General features: G+C 60.1%; 12 protein-coding genes. 4 read left to right on the forward strand and 8 right to left on the reverse strand.

Annotated features, from left to right (window positions below; genetic code table 11):
• Positions 1-9: 9 nt before the first annotated feature.
• From IC37_RS23870 to glnE, 8 genes are all read right to left on the reverse strand, one after another.
• Entirely contained in the window at positions 10-1461 is a 1452-nt protein-coding gene (locus IC37_RS23870; protein WP_030130448.1) for a lipopolysaccharide kinase InaA family protein, read from the reverse strand.
• A complete protein-coding gene (locus tag IC37_RS23875) occupies positions 1461-2213 on the reverse strand; it encodes a lipopolysaccharide kinase InaA family protein (protein ID WP_030130447.1) in 753 nt (250 codons plus the stop codon). The genes IC37_RS23870 and IC37_RS23875 overlap by 1 nt, the downstream gene beginning before the upstream one ends.
• Complete coding sequence (locus IC37_RS23880) at positions 2210-2944, reverse strand: lipopolysaccharide kinase InaA family protein (protein ID WP_030130446.1); 735 nt, start codon at positions 2942-2944, stop codon at positions 2210-2212. Before IC37_RS23880 ends, IC37_RS23875 begins: the two co-directional genes overlap by 4 nt.
• Positions 2944-3750, reverse strand: a complete 807-nt coding sequence (rfaP, locus tag IC37_RS23885) for a lipopolysaccharide core heptose(I) kinase RfaP (RefSeq protein WP_030130445.1) — start codon at positions 3748-3750, stop codon at positions 2944-2946. The genes IC37_RS23880 and rfaP overlap by 1 nt, the downstream gene beginning before the upstream one ends.
• A complete protein-coding gene (locus IC37_RS23890) occupies positions 3750-4871 on the reverse strand; it encodes a glycosyltransferase family 4 protein (protein ID WP_030130444.1) in 1122 nt (373 codons plus the stop codon). Before IC37_RS23890 ends, rfaP begins: the two co-directional genes overlap by 1 nt.
• The gene (gene waaC, locus IC37_RS23895) at positions 4871-5932 is read right to left on the reverse strand and encodes a lipopolysaccharide heptosyltransferase I (protein WP_030130443.1); all 1062 of its coding nucleotides are present in this window, start codon (positions 5930-5932) and stop codon (positions 4871-4873) included. Before waaC ends, IC37_RS23890 begins: the two co-directional genes overlap by 1 nt.
• Before the next feature lies 1 nt (position 5933).
• Entirely contained in the window at positions 5934-6968 is a 1035-nt protein-coding gene (gene waaF / locus IC37_RS23900; RefSeq protein WP_030130442.1) for a lipopolysaccharide heptosyltransferase II, read from the reverse strand.
• Positions 6969-7252: 284 nt separating this feature from the next.
• The gene (gene glnE / locus IC37_RS23905) at positions 7253-10192 is read right to left on the reverse strand and encodes a bifunctional [glutamate--ammonia ligase]-adenylyl-L-tyrosine phosphorylase/[glutamate--ammonia-ligase] adenylyltransferase (RefSeq protein ID WP_030130441.1); all 2940 of its coding nucleotides are present in this window, start codon (positions 10190-10192) and stop codon (positions 7253-7255) included.
• Positions 10193-10575: 383 nt separating this feature from the next.
• On the opposite strand from glnE, the gene aceE reads away from it, so the two are divergent.
• The 4 genes from aceE (at position 10576) to IC37_RS23925 (ending at position 19823) form a co-directional block, all read left to right on the forward strand.
• On the forward strand, positions 10576-13221 hold the full coding sequence (aceE, locus tag IC37_RS23910) for a pyruvate dehydrogenase (acetyl-transferring), homodimeric type (protein WP_030130440.1): 2646 nt from the start codon (positions 10576-10578) through the stop codon (positions 13219-13221).
• An 11-nt stretch (positions 13222-13232) separates the two neighbouring features.
• Positions 13233-15212, forward strand: coding sequence for a dihydrolipoyllysine-residue acetyltransferase (gene aceF, locus IC37_RS23915; RefSeq protein WP_095920385.1), 1980 nt, complete (start codon positions 13233-13235; stop codon positions 15210-15212).
• 285 nt (positions 15213-15497) lie between these two features.
• Positions 15498-16892 (forward strand): alkaline phosphatase D family protein, encoded by a 1395-nt coding sequence (locus tag IC37_RS23920; protein WP_030130439.1) that lies wholly within the window; start codon positions 15498-15500, stop codon positions 16890-16892.
• 237 nt (positions 16893-17129) lie between these two features.
• On the forward strand, positions 17130-19823 hold the full coding sequence (locus IC37_RS23925; RefSeq protein ID WP_030130438.1) for a bifunctional diguanylate cyclase/phosphodiesterase: 2694 nt from the start codon (positions 17130-17132) through the stop codon (positions 19821-19823).
• Positions 19824-19918: the final 95 nt, after the last annotated feature.

The following is a 19918-nucleotide window of genomic DNA, read 5'->3' on the forward strand; positions in this document are numbered from 1 at the left end:
GCGATAGATTCAGGCAGCGCTAGAGATATTTTTGGGCAAACGCTGATCGATCACCCGATACAGCGCACTGCTTTCGGGCCAATTGCGCATGAACCGCGCCCGATCCCTCGCGTACGCCGGGGCAAAGCTGCTGACCGAACCATGCTGGCGCATCGAATCCAGATCGATCAGCGCCCAGCGATCCTGCTGCCAGAACAGGTTATGACCCTTGAAATCGCCATGGCTGATCCGCTCGCGAATCAGCTCGGCGAACAGGTGATCCAACGCCTGCAACTCGGCTTGCGGCGCTTCGCCGCTGTCCACGTACGGCGCGAAGCGCTCGATGATGTCTGGCCCCGGCAAATATTCGGTCACCAGGTACGCCCGACTGCGCAGCCAGAGAAAACGCTTCTCCAGCAAGGCCAATGGCTTGGGTGTGGCGATGCCCAGGAACGCCAGGCGATTGCCTTCACGCCATGAGTGCCAGGCACGACTCGGGCGCCAGAAACGTTTGAGCCAGTGGGCAAAACCCTTGATGTTGTAACGTTTGACCACCAATGTGCGCCCGGCCGCCTCGACCTTGCCGACGCTCGCCGCGCCGCCGGTCTTGTACAGATGGCCCTGATCGAGCAAAGCATCGGCCTGCTCCAGCACTGGCAGCATCGTCGCCTCTTCCTCGCGACGAATCGCCCGCAAGCCGAACGCTCCGCGCTGGACACTGAACAACGTACATTCGCGGCCGACCTTGATCAGAAAATCCTTCAAACGCCAGCGACGAACCTTGTCGATCTGCTTCTGCAACGCTTCCATGGGCAAGGCATGCTCACCATTCCCCAGCAGGTAATAGACCAGCAACTCTTCGGTGAAGGGTTCCAGCGATTTGGGCAACTGAGCGAAAAACACCCCGAGGTTTTCCAGGACTTTCTGCTGTGACAGCGGCTTGCCAGCCGTCTCGGCACAGATCCCGGCGCCATCGATCAAATACAACTGACCGCCGTGGCGCAGCAGGTTGTCCAGGTGCAGATCCTCCTGCCACAGGCCTTTGCTATGCAGCTGCCCAATGGCGCCCAACGCCTCGGCCAGCACCGCGGATTGTTCATCCGCCAACACGGGCAAATGCTCGACCTGTTTCCAGGTGTCCCCCAGGCTCTCGGCACCCTCAAGGAAATCGAACAACAACCAGCCGCCTTCGCCGTCCTTCAGGCCATCAGCCAATAACAACGGCGTGGTCAGCCCCTGAGCGGCGAGCAAACGCACGCCGTCCAGTTCACGCTGAAAATGCCGTGCGGCTTTGCCAGCGACCAGCAACTTGGCCAACACCGGCCGGCCGCGCCAGACTCCGGCACCAACGTAACGCTGCCCTGGCAACACCCGCAGCAGACTCAGCAGCTGCAACTCGGCAGGCCCCGCGGCATCGGCCAGTGGAATGCTCAGCGGCAGGCTCGGGCTGCGGCCGGTATTTTTCAGTTCGGACAAACGCATCAACGCGTCTCCTTGTGACTACGCCGCGCACTCAGGCGCAATACCCAACTGTCCACGAGCGAACTGTTCAATGGCTGATCCAGATAAACCGCCAACAACTCGCGCAGCTGACTTTCACTCCATTCCCGCGCCCGACGCAGCAACGGATCCAGGTCCTTGATCCGATCACGTTGACCAAAAAACAGCGGGCGGGTTTTTTCCAGATCGATCAACCGAGCCTGATAACCGTCACCGGTGGCCTGGAGAAAAATGTGCTTGGGGTAAAAGCAACCGTGGAGTTGATGCACCTCGTGCAGGCGTCGCGCCAGTTGCCCACAGGCTTTCAGAATCGCCGAATGCTGCGCCGCGCTCAGGTCGGACCAGCGCTGCAACAGCGAATCCAGGTCATCCCAACCGTCCAGCGCGCGGGTCAGCAGAATCGCCCGGACTTCACCGTCGACTTTTCGCTCACCGAAAAACGCCGCTTGCAACGCCGGTATCCCCAGCTTCTGATAACGACTGATGTTGCGAAACTCACGGGCAAAACTCGGCTCGCCAAAGGGCGAATGCAATGTGCGTGTCAGGTAGTTGCTCTGGCGTTTTAGGTAATAGCCATGACCTTCCAGTTCCAGCCGAAAGACACTGCTCCAACCACCCCGACCGGTGTTGGGTTCGTCCACGGCTTCGAGCTGTTTGGCCCAGAGCGCATCGAAGGTGCCGAGGCCATGACGCTCAAGCAGCGCACGATCTTCAGCAGCCAGAAAATCAGTCATTCGCGCCCCTCGAAAAATCTCACCACGTGCCGAATCCGTTTCTTGTCGGCGGCATCGAGCCGGGTGCATTGGCGGTATTGCAGGTAGAAGCGCAGGCGCTGGGTGGCCGACAGGTGATATTTGGCAACTTTGTCCAGACAAGCCAGGTCTTTAGTGATCCGGTACTTGAGCCAGAAGCCGCGCCAGAAATCACCGTTGGGGCAGTCGATCAGAAACAGCCGGGACTCATCGTCAATCAGCAGGTTGCGCCACTTCAAATCGTTATGGGTAAAGCGGTGATCGTGCATGATCCGGGTATAGCCGGCCAGCTGTCGACTGATGTTGTCGACCCAGGCGCGGTCCGCCAGTTTCGGATCATGCCGACCCGCCAAAGCCGACAAGTCTTCGGTATTGGGCAGCTCGCGAGTGATCATCGCCCCACGATCGTATGCTGCGCCGCGCCGCTCCAGCCCCCAGGCCACTACTTCGGCGGTGGGAATGCCCCACTTGGCGAAACGCTTGAGGTTCTGCCACTCGGCTTTCACCCGCGGTTTGCCCAAGTAACGGCGCAAGCCTTTGCCGGCGCCGACGTAGCGCTTGACGTAATAGTTGACGCCGTTGCGCTGGACGCGAATGACCTCGGACAGTGGATCACGGGTCAGTCGCTCGCCCTTGAGCGCGAACACCGCATCAAGACTACCGAAGTCTTCTGCCAGATCGCTGTAAGCAGGTTCCAGTGTCCAACCCGACATCAGAGCGCGTCCCCGTATCGCTGCTTACGCTCGTAGAGCTTGTTGGCCTTGCCTTCGAGCCATGCCAGCAGCCCCGCTTCCTCAGCCAGAATCTGACGCAAGGGCTGTTGGAAGTAACCCTTGAGGAAGCGCAGTTTGTCGCGACGGGTCAGGCCGATGTCCAGCGCCGAAAAATACAGCGCCGCCAGGTCCTTGTTGCGCCAGCGTTGGGTAATCGTCGGACGGGTCTGAGCGCGGTGCAGATCGATCACCGACAGCTTGAAGTCGTCGGCTGTCACTGGTTTATCGGTGTGCAGCAGGAAGTGGCAGATGTAGCAGTCGCGATGGTTGACCCCGGCGCGGTGCATCATGCCGGTCATGCGCGCGACTTCGGCGATCAAGGCGCGCTTGAGTTTTGGCTCGGGCGGCTGCTTGACCCAATTGATGCTGAAGTCTTCGAGGCTGACGGTGGGCGCCAACTCTTCAGTGACGATGAACGAATGCTGATCCGCCGGGTTGCTGCCTTTTTCGCCGTAAGCGACGGCGGTCATGGTCGGCACGCCGACTTCTTGCAGGCGCTGAATGGCCTTCCACTCCTGCCCCGCGCCCAGCACCGGCAGCTTGGCGGTCAGCAGGTTCTTGAAAATCTCGCCCCAGCCGATGCCCCGGTGGATCTTCACGAAGAACCCGTGACCGTCCACTTCAGTACGCAGTGTCCGGCGCGCTTCAAGCTCGCGATACACCTCGCCCTTGAGGCCCTCGACTTCGGCGAACGGATCGCGTCCGGCCCAGAGGCTCTTGAACGGTTCAGCCAGCATCAACTTCATTAAGCGTGCTCCGCCAGAATCACATCGGCCGCGTGCTGCGGCATGCTGTAGAGGTCGGCCGTCTCGGCGAAAGCCAGACCGTTGCGGCTCCAGGCCGCCCGTGCATTTGCGTCATTCAACATGCCGGTCAGGTACTGCGTCAGTTGCGCCTGATCGAAGGGTTCGTCCAGCACCAGACCGGCGTCGGCCTCGGCGATGTAATGGGCGTACCCGCACACCGCACTCACCAGCACCGGCAGGCCGGCCACCAGGGCTTCGAGCAATACCGTCCCGGTATTTTCGTTGTACGCCGGGTGAATCAACAGATCGGCACCCAGCAGGAAACGCGGGATATCGCTGCGGCCCTTGAGGAACTGCACGTTGTCGCCGAGCCCCAAGGTGGCGCTCTGTAACTGAAATACTTTGGGGTCGTCCTGGCCAATTACAAACAGCCGGGTGCGCTTTTTCAGTTCGGCGGGCAAGGCGGCCAGCGCCTTGAGGCTGCGGTCCACGCCTTTGGTCTTGAACCCGGAGCCGATCTGCACCAGCAACAGTTCATCATCTTTCAGGTTGAATTCGCGACGAAACTCGCCACGAATCTCGGCAGCATCGGCTGGCGCGCGACGGTCCAGAGAGATACCCGGCGGCAGTAAATGGAAGCGCGCAAGCGGCGTGTCGTAATGCTTGATGAACAGCGGCTGCTGGACTTCGGAAATCATCAGCACTTCGGTCTTGGCATCCTTGGCGAACACCGCGCGCTCGTACTCGGCGAAGTGGCGGTAGCGGCCCCAACGACGGTACAGCGAGTTGCGCAGGTTTTGTGCCTTGTCTTCGAAGCAGCCGTCGGCGGCGTAGTAAACGTCCAGGCCCGGCATTTTGTTGAAACCGATCAGGCGATCCACCGGACGCTTGACCAGATCGGCCTCCATCCATTCGGTGAGTTTTTCGTTGCGCCGATGATTGAAGAACGCTTTGACTGGCGCTACCAGCACTTCGAAACCCGGCGGAATATCGCCTTCCCAAATCAGCGTGTAGACGCGAATCTGATGGCCGCGCTGCTGACATTCCAGGGCGATGCGCATGAAGTCGCGCTGCAAGCCACCAAAGGGAAAATATTTGTACAGGACAAATGCCAATTGCATCAGCGCAGCTCCTCAGCCAGTAACAACGTGCTCAGTCGGCTCGCGACACGCTCGGGATTCAGACGCGTGAAGCACAGGGGCCACTCGCGTTTCAGGTCGAACCGACGGACATCGTCGGCCGTCGGTTGATAGGTGCATTTCTTTTGCAGGCACGGGGCGCAGGGAAAGTCGCTGGCCATGTGAATCTGCGACTTGCCGTACGCGCCGGTCAGGCCCGGGTTGGTCGGGCCGAACAGCGACAGGGTCGGCACGTCCAGCGCCGCGGCCAGGTGACCGAGACCGGTATCCACCGCCACGCAGGCTTGCGCCCCGGCCAGAACTTTACCGACACCCGCCAGGTTCAGTTTGGGTAGCACTTCGACGTGTCGCATGTCTTTGGCGATGCGCTCGGCGCGGGCCTTTTCGACCGGATTACCCCACGGCAGCTTCACCGCCACGCCGAGGTAACCCACCCGCTCGGCCAGCTCGCGCCAATAGGCTTCGGGCCAGTGCTTGGTGTCCCAAGTGGTGCCGTGGAGAAACACCACGTACGGATTCTTGCGCGGCAACTCCACCAGTCGCTCGACGTTCAGGCCGTAATCGCCCAGGCCTTTGGGCAGGTCATAACCCAAGGCCACCGCGAACAGCTGACGCACTCGTTCTACCGCGTGCTGCCCGCGGGCCACGGCCAGACGTCGGGAATAGAAGCGCGAAGCGATCGGTTCGCGGGCCGAGTTTTTGTCCAGCCCGACCACCGGGGCTTTGGCGTAGCGAGTCAGCAACGCGCTTTTCAGCAGGCCCTGGGCATCGATCACCAAGTCATATTTCGTCGCGCGAATGCTTTGTTTGAAGCGCTTCCACTCGCCACTCTTGATGGTCTGCCAGATGTTCTTGCGCCAGCGACGGATCGCCACCGGAATCACCTTGCCCACGGCCGGGTGCCAAGTCGGAATCTCGGCGAAGCCTTCTTCCACTACCCAGTCGAACGTGATGCCGGGGATCGCCCGCGCCGCGTCGGTCAACGCTGGCAACGCGTGAATCACGTCGCCCAGCGAAGAAGTCTTGATCAACAGTACCCGCAAACTATTTGACCTCGACCACAGTGCCCAGCAACCGCTGCAAGGCTTCGTTCACCGCTTTTGGCATGAGCTGGCGCAAGCAATTGTAATGACCGAAACGGCAGGTGCGATCGAAGCACGGACTGCATTCGATGCCCAGGCGCACGATTTCGACGTGCTCGGCCAATGGTGGCGTAAAGCCCGGCGACGTCGAGCCGTACACCGCCACCAATGGGCGGTTCAGCGCGGCCGCCACGTGCATCAGGCCGGAGTCGTTGGAGACCACCGCGTCGGCGCAGGACAGCAGATCGATGGCCTCGGCCAGAGAAGTGCCGCCACTGAGGTTCACCGATTCTTCACGCAGACCCGGAATCAACCGTGCGCGAATGTCTTCGCCCACCGCGTGATCGTTTTTCGAGCCGAACAGCCAGACCTGCCAGCCTTCACGGATCTTCGCTTCGGCGACCTTGGCGTAGTGCTCGGACGGCCAGCGCTTGGACTCGCCGAACTCGGCGCCAGGGCACAGCGCCAACACCGGACGGTCCAGGGCCAGACCGAACTTGGCCAGTGCGCCGTCGCGAGTCAACGGGTCGATTTGCAGGCTCGGCCGTGGATACGGCTTCGGCAACTCGACGCCGGGCTCAACGGCTAGAGCCATGAAACGCTCGATCATCAGCGGGTAACGTTCTTTGTCGAGCGTGCGCACGTCATTGAGCAGGCCGTAGCGGAATTCGCCGCGCCAGCCGGTGCGTTTCGGGATACCGGCAAAAAACGGTACCAGTGCCGACTTCAGAGAGTTGGGCAGCAGGATGGCCTGGTCGTACTGACCGGCCAGGGATTTACCGATGCGCCGACGTGTCGCCAGCTCCAGCACGCCGTGGCCGAGCGGAAAGCTCAAGGCCTGGCGTACTTCGGGCATGCGCTCGAGGATTGGCCGGCTCCACTCGGGGGCCAGCACGTCGATTTCGCACTGCGGGTGGCGCTGCTTGAGACACTGAAAAAGTGTCTGCGCCATCACCATGTCACCGACCCAACTGGGCCCAACGATCAGAATTTTCATGTGGTTTCCAAAAACGAGCCGGGGAGGCATACGCCTCCCCGCCTCGAGAATCCAGCACCTTCGGGGTGAACCGTCAGGTCATTTGGACGAGCCTGTGCAGGCTCGTCAGATCAATTTTGTGCACATCCATGCGTGCAGCTTAGCTGTCCCAATCTACCAGCCACTGCAGATCCACTGTGGGAGCGGGCTTGCTCGCGAAGAGGCCATCACATCCAGCATAAATGGTGACTGACACTCCGCTTTCGCGAGCAAGCCCGCTCCCACATTTGAATCTCGTTGCCTGCTCAGCTTAACCCCAGCTCGCGCCAGATCCGCATGACCTGCCGTCGTTCATCCACGAACTGGTCGCCCGGTATCACGCCGGCATCCTTCTGCAAGGCCTCCCGGTGAGCGGCGGAGCGGTAGGCCTTATAGGCTTCACGCAACAGGCTGGCGTCTTCGGCGGGCATCAGCCCTACCTCCTCCAACCCTTCCAGAATGCGGATATTGTCGGTATAGCGCAGCAATGACGGATGCGCTTGCGACCATGCCAGAGCCGCGTATTGCACCATAAATTCAATATCGACGATACCTCCGGCATCCTGCTTGAGATCGAACGGCGCCGTGGCCTCGAAGGCATTTGCCGCAGTGCCCGCCGCAGTGCTCTTGCTGCCGAGATTATCGCGCATCTTGGCACGCATCTCGCTGACCTCCTGGCGCAAGGTCGACAGGCTCCGCGACTTGCCCAATACCGTCGCGCGAACTTTCTCGAATGCCTCGCCGACATCCTGACTGCCCACCAGCACCCGCGCTCGTACCAGCGCCTGATGTTCCCAGGTCCAGGCTTCGTTTTCCTGATACCGGGCAAACGCCCCCAGGGAACTCACCAACAAACCGGAGGCACCGGACGGCCGCAGGCGCATGTCCACTTCATACAGCTGGCCGGAGTTGGTCTGCGCCGTCAGCAAATGAATGATGCGCTGCCCGAGTCGGGTAAAAAACTGTGCGCCGTCGATAGGCTTCGGCCCATCGGTTTCCGCCTGCGGATCGCCGTCGTGGATGAACACCAGATCCAGGTCCGAACTATGCCCCAGCTCCAGACCACCGACTTTCCCATAACCGACAATGATGAAACCAGGGTCGCACAAGCTGCCGTCGGTGCGCAGTGGCGTGCCGTACTTGGCCACCGTTTGGCGCCAGGCCAGGGCCAGCACTTGTTCGAGGATCGCTTCGGCGAGCCAGGTCAGGTAATCACTGACCTTCATCAAGGGCAGGCTGCCGGCGATTTCCGAGGCGGCGACGCGCAAGCGGTGCGCCAGTTTGAAATGCCGCAGGGCTTCCATTTGTTGTTCGAGGTCGTCTTCGGGAATCCGCGTCAAACGCTCGCGCAATTCGGCCGTCAGCTCCGGCGCCAGCGGTGGCTTGAACAGCCGGCCTTCGTTGAGCAATTCGTCGAGCAGCAACGGGAAGCGTGTGATCTGTTCGGCAATCCACGGGCTCGCGGCGCACAGCGTCAACAAGCGGCGCAGAGCCCCGGGGTTCTCGGTCAACAACACCAGATAGGCAGAACGACGCGCCACGGCTTCCACCAGCGGCAGCACCCGCTCCAACACCAGATCGGGATTGGCGTGTTCCACAGCCTGCGCCAGCAAGCGCGGAATAAAAGCATCGAGGCGTTCACGTCCCAGTCGCTGCATGGCGCGCAATTGCGGACTGCTGCGCAGACTGGCCAAGGCTTTCAGCGCTTTGGAGGCATCGGCGAAACCACCCTCCTCCAGCTGACGACAGGCGGCCTCCTCGTCCTGGGCCTCTTCCCACAGCGGCAACCATTCGCCGCCGACCACCACTTCGCTCTCGGCGCCGGCCTCTTCATCGGGATCGGCGATCACCTGAGCAAAGTGCCAGGCGACCCGGCCACGCCAGTACATCAGCTGTTCGTGGAACGCCGTCCAGTTGGCGAACCCGAGCATAAAGGCAATGCGCGCCTGATCCTGCGGGCTATCTGGCAGCATCTGGGTCTGGCGGTCGGCAATCGCCTGGATCGCGTGTTCGGTGTAACGCAGAAATTCGTAGGCTTCTCGCAGTTCATTGACCACCGCCGCCGGCAGGTAACCCTGACCTTCCAATGTGCTCAGTACTTTTAATAGAGGACGCTGCTGCAGGCTCAGGTCGCGACCGCCGTGAATCAGCTGGAAGGCCTGAGCGATAAATTCGACTTCACGAATGCCACCGGAACCAAGTTTGATGTTGTCGGCCATGCCCTTGCGCCGGACTTCCTGCTGGATCAGCTGCTTCATGGTGCGCAGCGCTTCGATGGCAGAGAAGTCCAGGTAACGCCGGTAAACGAACGGCCGCAGCATGTCGAGCAATTGGGCGCCGGCCACTTGATCGCCGGCCACCACGCGCGCCTTGATCATCGCGTAGCGTTCCCAGTCGCGACCCTGATCCTGGTAATACTGCTCCAGCGCATTGAAGCTCAGCACCAGGGCGCCGGACGAACCGTAAGGCCGCAAGCGCATGTCGACGCGGAACACGAAACCGTCGACGGTCATCGGGTCCAGGGCCTTGATCAGCCGCTGCCCCAGACGAATGAAAAACTCCTGATTATCCAGCGAGCGCTTCACGCCGACGGTTTCACCGCCCTCGGGGTAGGCGAAGATCAGGTCGATGTCCGACGACAGGTTCAGCTCCACGGCACCGAGCTTGCCCATGCCGAGGATGACCATCTGTTGCGGTTCGCCACTGCGCCGCCCGGTGGGCGTGCCGAACTGCTGGCAATGGCGCTGATACAACCACTGATAGGCCTGATCGATGCTGGCATCGGCCATGTCCGAGAGGTCGCGACAGGTCTGGATCAAATCGGCCTGGCGAGTCAGATCGCGCCAGATGATCCGCACTTGCTGACGGGCGCGCTGGCGACGCAGGGCGCGGCCAAGTTGGTCGTCGGTTTCGGCGGCGCTCACTGCCGTCGCAATCTGCGCGCACAACTCACCCGGCGCAAAGGCGCGGTCCAGTTCGCCGGACTGCACCAGCTCCAGCAACATCAAAGGGTCACGCAGGCTCTGTTCAATGACAAAGTCGCTGGCAGCGCTGACACGGGTAAATTGCACCCAGCGCTCAGGCGTCCAGGCAGACAGGCCATGATCGTCGGGAAGAACCCCGACAGCCGTACGGAATGACTGCTCGGCACGGGTGACAAACGGCAGGAGTACGCCGGGCAGTTCGGCAAGCGAAGGGAGGCTCATGGTCTATCCTTGATCGGCGTGCGAAAGGCTGCATGTAGTGATTTTTGAAAACACACTACGTGATTGACTGTCGAACAAAGGTTAGAAATAGCTGTAATTTGTTTATTTTTGGCAGCAATCATCAAGCCTTCACCTTTTTTGGTTGGAAAAAGACCAACCTTAACGATTATTCTCACAACGCAGCCGGAGGCCACAAGCCAATCATCTGTAGTTTTACTACTCGTCTATACATTCGAAAGGCTGAAATGCCCGATGATTTGTAGTAAAACTACACGCCGCCGGAACAACCTATCGGCAATCCAAGAATTTATATCGTCTGCCCACAAGGCCAGTCGCAAACTCAGGCAACCGATTCTGGAAGCCTTTCCGCCCTGGAGCAAGCCATGCAAGACCTCGATCCCGTCGAAACCCAGGAATGGTTGGACGCCCTGGAATCGGTTCTCGACAAAGAAGGCGAAGACCGTGCTCACTATCTGATGACCCGTATGGGTGAACTCGCGACCCGTAGCGGCTCGCAGCTCCCTTACGCCATCACCACGCCGTACCGCAACACGATCCCCGTTACCCACGAAGCACGCATGCCTGGCGACCTGTTCATGGAACGCCGCATTCGCTCGTTGGTACGCTGGAACGCGATGGCCATGGTAATGCGTACGAACCTGAAAGATTCTGACCTGGGTGGTCACATCTCCAGCTTCGCTTCCAGTGCGACCCTGTATGACATCGGCTTCAACTACTTCTTCCAGGCCCCGACCGACGAGCACGGCGGCGACCTGATCTACTTCCAGGGCCACACCTCGCCAGGCGTTTACGCCCGCGCATTCATGGAAGGCCGCATCACCGAAGACCAGATGAACAACTTCCGCCAGGAAGTGGACGGTCAGGGCCTGTCGTCCTACCCGCACCCATGGCTGATGCCTGACTTCTGGCAGTTCCCGACTGTATCCATGGGTCTGGGCCCGATCCAGGCGATCTACCAGGCACGCTTCATGAAGTACCTGGAAGCCCGTGGTTTCATCCCGGAAGGCAAGCAAAAAGTCTGGTGTTTCCTGGGCGACGGCGAGTGCGACGAGCCGGAATCCCTGGGTGCCATCTCGCTGGCTGGCCGCGAGAAGCTCGACAACCTGATCTTCGTCATTAACTGCAACCTGCAGCGCCTTGATGGCCCGGTTCGCGGCAACGGCAAGATCATCCAGGAACTCGAAGGCGTATTCCGCGGTGCTCAGTGGAACGTGACCAAAGTCATCTGGGGCCGTTTCTGGGACCCACTGCTGGCCAAAGACGTCGACGGCATCCTGCAACGCCGCATGGACGAAGTCATCGACGGCGAGTACCAGAACTACAAAGCCAAAGACGGCGCGTTCGTGCGTGAACACTTCTTCAACTCGCCAGAACTCAAGGCGATGGTTGCAGACTTGTCCGACGACGAGATCTGGAAGCTCAACCGCGGTGGTCACGACCCGTACAAGGTCTACGCGGCGTACCACGAAGCGGTCAACCACAAAGAACAACCGACCGTCATCCTGGCCAAAACCATCAAGGGTTATGGCACCGGTGCCGGCGAAGCGAAAAACACTGCGCACAACACCAAGAAAGTCGATGTCGACAGCCTGAAGTTGTTCCGCGATCGTTTCGACATTCCGGTCAAAGACGACGAACTGGAAAACCTGCCGTTCTTCAAGCCAGAACCAAACAGCGCAGAAGCCCGCTACCTGAGCGAGCGCCGCACTGCACTGGGCGGTTTCGTGCCACAGCGCCGTGCCAAAAGCTTCGACATCCCGACGCCACCGCTGGATACCCTCAAGGCAATCCTGGACGGCTCGGGCGACCGTGAAATTTCCACCACCATGGCGTTCGTGCGGATCCTCGCGCAACTGGTCAAGGACAAGGAAATCGGCTCGCGCATCGTCCCGATCATCCCGGACGAAGCCCGTACCTTCGGTATGGAAGGCATGTTCCGTCAGTTGGGCATCTACTCCTCCGTCGGCCAGCTCTACGAGCCAGTCGATAAAGACCAGGTGATGTTCTACAAAGAAGACAAGAAGGGCCAGATCCTCGAAGAAGGCATCAACGAAGCGGGCGCCATGAGCTCCTTCATCGCTGCCGGTACTTCGTACTCCAGCCACAACCAGCCAATGCTGCCGTTCTACATCTTCTACTCGATGTTCGGCTTCCAGCGTATCGGCGACCTGGCCTGGGCCGCTGGCGACAGCCGTACCCGTGGCTTCCTGATCGGCGGCACCGCCGGCCGTACCACGCTGAACGGCGAAGGCCTGCAACACGAAGACGGTCACAGCCACATCCTGGCTGCCACCATCCCGAACTGCCGCACCTTTGATCCAACCTACGGCTACGAGCTGGCGGTGATCATTCAGGACGGCATGAAGAAGATGACCGAAGAGCAGCAGGACGTTTTCTACTACATCACCGTGATGAACGAGTCCTACCAGCAACCTGCCATGCCGGCCGGTGTCGAGGAAGGCATCATCAAGGGCATGTACCTGCTCGAGGAAGACACCCGCGAAGCAGCGCACCACGTTCAGCTGATGGGCTCCGGCACCATCCTGCGTGAAGTCCGTGAAGCGGCGAAGATCCTGCGTGAAGAGTTCAACGTCGGTGCTGACGTATGGAGCGTTACCAGCTTCAACGAACTGCGTCGCGACGGCCTGGCCATTGAGCGCACCAACCGTCTGCACCCTGGTCAGAAGCCTAAACTGAGCTACGTCGAAGAGTGCCTGAACGGCCGTAAAGGTCCGGTCATCGCGTCTACCGACTACATGAAGCTGTTCGCTGAGCAAATTCGTCAGTGGGTCCCGTCCAAGGAATTCAAAGTCCTGGGCACCGATGGTTTCGGCCGCAGTGACAGCCGCAAGAAGCTGCGTCACTTCTTCGAAGTCGATCGTCATTTCGTGGTGTTGGCAGCCCTGGAAGCCTTGGCTGACCGTGGTGACATCGAACCTAAGGTTGTGGCTGAAGCCATCGCCAAGTTCGGTATCAACCCGGAAAAACGCAACCCACTGGACTGCTGAGGAGACACTCTGTGAGCGAACTCATTCGCGTACCTGACATCGGCAGCGGTGAAGGTGAAGTAATTGAACTGTTTGTGAAGGTCGGCGACCGTATCGAAGCCGACCAGAGCATCCTGACGCTGGAATCGGACAAGGCGAGCATGGAAGTGCCTGCGCCTAAGGCCGGCATCATCAAGAGCCTGAAAGTGAAGCTGGGCGACCGTCTGAAAGAAGGCGACGAACTGCTGGAGCTGGAAGTCGAAGGTGCCGCTGCTGCGGCCCCTGCGGCTGCCGCTGCGGCTGCCGCTGCGGCTGCCGCTGCGCCAGCCGCCAAGGCTGAAGCTAAACCAGCTGCCGCGCCTGCCTCCGCTGCTCCGGCTGCTGCGCCGGCTGCGGCCAGCGTTCAGCAAGTGCACGTGCCGGACATCGGTTCGTCGGGCAAGGCCCAGATCATCGAGATCCAGGTCAAGGTCGGCGACACCGTCGAGGCTGATCAGTCACTGATCACCCTGGAATCCGACAAGGCGAGCATGGAAATTCCATCGCCTGCCGCTGGCGTGGTCAAAGCCATCAGCGTCAAGCTCAACGACGAAGTCGGCACCGGCGATCTGATTCTGGATCTGGAAGTGGCAGGCGCTGCTGCACCGGCCGCGGCCGCGCCAGCCCAGGCTGCTGCGCCTGCTCCGGCAGCCGCTGCTGCTCCAGCCGCCGCGCCTGCTGCTCCGGTTGCCGACACTGTTCAGGACATTCACGTCCCGGACATTGGTTCGGCGGGCAAGGCCAAGATCATCGAAGTACTGGTCAAGGCTGGCGATACCGTCACCGCCGACCAGTCGCTGATCACCCTGGAATCCGACAAGGCGAGCATGGAAATTCCATCGCCTGCCGCTGGCGTGGTGGAAAGCGTTTCCATCAAGCTGGATGACGAAGTCGGTACCGGCGACCTGATTCTGAAGCTGAAAGTCAAAGGCGCGGCTCCTGCTGCGGCTCCGGCTCCAGCGGCTGCGCCTGCTCCAGCCGCCGCTGCACCTGCTGCTCCGGCACCTGCCGCACCTGCCGCGGCTCCGGCCGCTGCTCCAGCCAAGCCAGGCGCCAAGGTTCACGCAGGCCCGGCGGTGCGCCAACTGGCCCGTGAGTTCGGCGTCGAGCTGAGCGCGGTCAGCCCAAGCGGCCCGCACGGTCGTGTGCTGAAAGAAGACGTGCAGGTTTACGTCAAAGCCATGATGCAGAAAGCCAAGGAAGCACCGGCCGCTGCGGCTGGCGCAACCGGCGGCGCGGGCATCCCGCCGATTCCGGTCGTGGACTTCAGCCGCTTCGGTGAAACCGAAGAAGTGCCGATGACTCGCCTGATGCAAATCGGCGCGTCGAGCCTGCACCGCAGCTGGCTGAACATTCCTCACGTGACTCAGTTCGATTCGGCTGATATCACCGACCTGGAGGCGTTCCGCAACGCTCAGAAAGCCGTTGCAGAGAAGGCTGGCGTCAAGCTGACCATCCTGCCGCTGCTGCTCAAATCCTGCGCGCACCTGCTCAAGGAACTGCCAGACTTCAACAGTTCGCTGGCGCCAAGCGGCAAGGCGATCATCCGCAAGAAGTACGTGAACATCGGCTTCGCCGTCGACACCCCTGAAGGCCTGCTGGTACCGGTCATCAAGAACGTCGACCAGAAGAGCCTGTTGCAACTGGCAGCCGAAGCCGCTGCGCTGGCCGCCAAAGCCCGCGACAAAAAGCTCACCGCTGATGACATGCAAGGCGCCTGCTTCACCATTTCCAGCCTCGGCCACATTGGCGGCACCGGCTTCACGCCGATCGTCAACGCGCCGGAAGTGGCGATCCTCGGTGTTTCCAAGGCAACCATCCAGCCAGTCTGGGACGGCAAAGCCTTCCAGCCGAAACTGATGCTGCCCCTGTCGCTGTCCTACGATCACCGTGTGATCAATGGCGCCGCTGCTGCACGCTTCACCAAGCGTCTGAGCGACCTGCTGGCGGACATCCGTACCATCCTGCTGTAACACCGGCCGGCCCTCCTTCACCGGAGGGCCAGTCGCGTCCATGTTTTCCGAGCGCCACGCTCGTACCTCAACCCCGTCAATTTGGCGGGGCTTTTTTTGCCCTGAAAAAAGCCCTCCGCCTCCGAGCTCTATTCCTACATTCATGGCTTACGCCGCCTACAACTCGAGTCCACTTCCGTCTGATATTTTTAGCGAGTCAATAACTAGGATTAGTTTGGAGATTTTCTAATAGAAACCTCGACAACTTAACCTGCTTAGTTAGTATTACTTCGAATGGATTCGAACATGTTCAAACCGACTGTCGGGCCAATTATTGGCCACACCACAACTAACCATGCCCGCATTTTCTTGCGCGGTGAATTACAGAATGATGCCTTGGTATTTGCAGGTATTCGTTATCGACGCACGGGGGATGAGCATTGGTCCAAAGGACTCTATGCAAAACTGACCGTTTTGCGTGACATGTCCGATGTCATTGCCCTCAGCAATCTCGCCACCGATACAGACTATGAATACCAGGCGGGTTGGTTCAGCCCCATGAGCCCGGTGCATACCGTGGAGACGGTTCAGGAATTGCCACTTCAATGGCCGCGGGAGACCTACCGTTTTCGCACTCAGTCCAGCAAAACCACGACACCACGGGCGTATGTCGTCGGTTCATGTCGTTACCTGCGAATGACCGCCGGCATTGCATCGGCCCCGCACTTGGGCGACCGGATCTTTGCCTCGATCACAAGCCTGGCGGAACGCGCCGAGCCGCCCATCAGCGCCATGCTGATGACGGGCGACCAAATCTACGTAGACGACCTGAATCTCGTGGCCCCCGACCGGGAATACAAGGACATTCTCAGAAAATACCGCACGGCTTTTTCGCAGCCTCATATCTCAAAGTTAATGTCCGGCGTGCCAACTTACATGATCCTTGATGACCATGAAATTGAAGACAACTGGCCCGCCAATGAGAGTAAGTCCGATGCTTATTTATACAAAAATGCCATGGCGGCATATGAGTTATATCAAGCCAGCCACAGCCCTGCCCATGAGTTAATTACCAACGGGCAAGTAAGCAGGAAACTTCAACAGTATTGGTATCAATTCTCCGATGGCGATATCGAATGGTTTATCACCGACAGCCGAACCCGACGCAATCTGTCGGCCAGCGACCGGCGCATCCTTGACGAAGAGCAGGAACAGGCGCTGCTCAAATGGCTGATCAACAGCACGGCCCGGGTCAAATTCGTGGTCACCAGCGTCATGTTCTACCCCGACCGCAAGCTTCACGGTGATGACGCCTGGAAAGCCTTCCCGGAGCAACGACTACGGCTGCTGGAGACGATTCGTATGCACGGCATCAAGAACGTCTTGTTCATTTCCGGCGATGTCCATGGCTCGCTGACCAGTCGCCTGACCCACAGCGAGAATCCGGACTTCGAAGTTCACACCATCGTGTCTTCACCACTGTGCAACAGCAAACTGCTGCCGTATGCCAAGGCATCCATGTTCATTCTCGACCAAGCGTTGGCCCGAACGGCCGCGGGAGATTATCGGCACGAGCTGACCAGTGAGGTGATCAGCCAGGATAATTTCGCGCATCTGGTCGTCGATGCTGAACAGGTTCGCGTCAATTATCACGATCGGGATGGCAAGCAACTGCAGTCGATAACCATAAAATTGCGTTGATCCCGGAAAAGATCGCAGCCTTGCAGGAGCTGCCGAAGGCTGCGATTTTTTGACTCACTGCATTACTTTTAGACACCTCGCTGGAGAATTCTTCACGCCTGCCGACATATTCTTATAGCACTTGGCCTTCATGTCTCTTGTCAGTCGGTGTCGCAATGATGCAACCTTGCCGCAGACAACAGTAAAGAGGGCGAGAGCCCGGCGCGATCAGCATATTCGAAGCGAGTTTCCCTCCATATGAAGAGCCAACCCGATGCCGCCAGCCGTATGGTGGCCGAGGTAGTGACGCAGTTGCCTGTGCCCTCGCGGCTCGGCATGCTGCGTTTCGAACGGCTGAATGAACCGAGCTGGGCGCTGCTGTTTCTCGACCCCAATTGCGAACGACAGTTTGGCCTGCCGGCAGTGGAGCTCTGTGCTCTGGTCGGCTCGCCCTATGCCAGCCTGATGGAGCCCGAAGCGCGCTATCAACTGCACGACACGATCCAGCAGCAACTCGCCGAAAGCCCGCATTACCTGATCCGCTATACCCTGCACACCGCCGCAGGCGTACTGAGCCTGCTGGAACTGGGCGAAGCCTACAAACAACACAATCGCCACCTGCTGCGCGGTTACCTGATGGTGGTAGACGGCCTGTTCATCGGTGAACCGCTGCTGCCGGCGCTGGACCTGGAAACCCAGAACTCACGCCTGCAAATCGCCCTGGAACTCAATCAACGCGCCCAGCAGGAACAACTGCAGCACCTGGACCGGGTGCGCGCCCAGCAAGACCTGATTCTGCTGCTGACCCGCCAGCGCTACAGCACCAACAATTCCCTGCAAGAAGCTGCCGAACTGATCACTCGCAGCGCCTGCGACATTTACGAAGTCGACTGCGCCAGCCTGTGGAACCTCGACGGCTCGCTACTGACGCCGATCTCCGCCTATCACCGCGTCACCCGGGGTCACCGACTGCCGGAGCCAATCGACGTCAGCGGTTTCCCCGATTACCTCGACGCCTTGCACGCCGGGCGCGCTATCGATGCCCACAACGCCATGCGCGACCCGCGCACCCGGGAAATAGCCGAGAGCCTTCGCCCGCGCGACGTCAACGCCATGCTCGACGCCAGCATCCGCATCGATGGCCAAGTGGTCGGTGTGCTCTGCCTGGAGCAGACCGGTGCGACCCGCGCCTGGCAGTCGGACGAAATCGCCTTTGCCGGCGAGCTGGCGGATCAGTTCGCCCAAGTCATCAACAACCACAACCGCCGCACCGCCACCAACGCTCTGCACCTGTTCCAGCGTGCGGTGGAGCAAAGCGCCAACGCCTTTCTGCTGGTCAATTGCGACGGCGTGGTGGAGTACGTCAACCCAAGCTTTACCGCGATCACCCAGTACACCACCGAGGAAGTCCACGGCCAGCGGCTGTCGGAATTGCCGGCGCTGGAAAACCTCAGCGAACTGCTGTTCGATGCGCCGTCGGCGCTGGCCAAAAGCAATAGCTGGCAGGGCGAGTTCAAGAGCCGGCGTAAAAACCTCGAACCCTACTGGGGCCAGTTGTCGATTTCCAAGGTCTATGGCGACAACCGTGAGCTGACGCACTACATCGGCATCTACGAAGACATCACCCAGACCAAACTCGCCCAGCAGCGCATCGAGCGCCTGGCCTACACCGACAACCTGACCAACCTCGGCAACCGCCCGGCGTTCATCCGCAACCTCGACGAACGCTTCGCCCGAGACAGCGACACGCCGATCAGCCTGTTGCTGGTGGACATCGACAACTTCAAACGTATCAACGACAGCCTCGGCCACCAGACCGGCGACAAGCTGTTGATCAGCCTGGCCCGGCGCTTGCGCAATAGCCTGAGCCCGAGCGGCAGTCTGGCGCGCTTCGCCAGTAACGAATTCGCGGTGCTGCTGGACGACACTGACCTCTCGACTGGCCAACAGGTCGCCAACCAATTGCTGGCGACCCTCGACAAACCGATGTTCGTCGATAACCAATTGATCAGCGTCACCGGCTCCGTGGGCCTGGCGTGTGCGCCGCTACACGGCCGCGACCCACAGACGCTGATGCGCAACGCCGGCCTGGCGCTGCACAAGGCCAAGGCCAACGGCAAACACCAGGTACAGGTGTTCACCGAAGCGCTGAATGCCGAGGCCAGCTACAAACTGTTCGTCGAAAACAACCTGCGTCGCGCTCTGACCCAGAACGAGCTGGACGTGTTCTACCAGCCCAAGCTGTGCCTGCGCAGCGGTCGCTTGCTGGGCATGGAAGCGCTGCTGCGCTGGAACCATCCGGAAAAGGGCATGATCCGCCCGGACCAGTTCATCAGCGTCGCCGAAGAAACCGGGCTGATCATCCCGATCGGCAAATGGATCGCCCGCCAGGCCTGCCGCATGAGCAAAGACCTGACCGCCGCCGGCCTCGGTAATCTGCAAGTGGCGATCAACCTGTCGCCCAAGCAGTTCTCCGACCCGGACCTGGTAGCGTCCATCGCCAACATCCTCAAGGAAGAAGCGCTGCCGGCGAACCTGCTGGAGCTGGAGCTGACCGAAGGCCTGCTGCTGGAAGCCACCGAAGACACCCACTTGCAACTCGACCAACTCAAGCGTCTGGGCCTGACCCTGGCGATGGACGACTTTGGCACCGGTTACTCGTCGCTCAGCTACTTGAAAAAATTCCCGATCGACATCATCAAGATCGATCGAAGCTTCATCCACGAAATCCCGGACAACCAGGACGACATGGAAATCACCTCCGCGGTAATCGCCATGGCCCACAACCTGAAACTCAAGGTCGTGGCTGAAGGCATCGAGACGGCGGAGCAGCTCGCCTTTCTGCGCCGCCACCGCTGCGACGTCGGTCAGGGCTACCTGTTCGACCGACCGATCCCGGGTTCCGAGCTGATCGAAAAGCTCAAACGCTACCCGCGCGGCCCAATCGCCTGACAGCGATGTCGCAACACCTGTGGGAGCGGGCTTGAACTGGTCCAGTAATTTTGGACATTATTTTCGGTTCTCACGCGGCCATCTTTTCTGCTGCT

It is taken from the genome of Pseudomonas sp. QTF5 (assembly GCF_000512695.2).
Taxonomy (GTDB): Bacteria; Pseudomonadota; Gammaproteobacteria; order Pseudomonadales; family Pseudomonadaceae; genus Aquipseudomonas.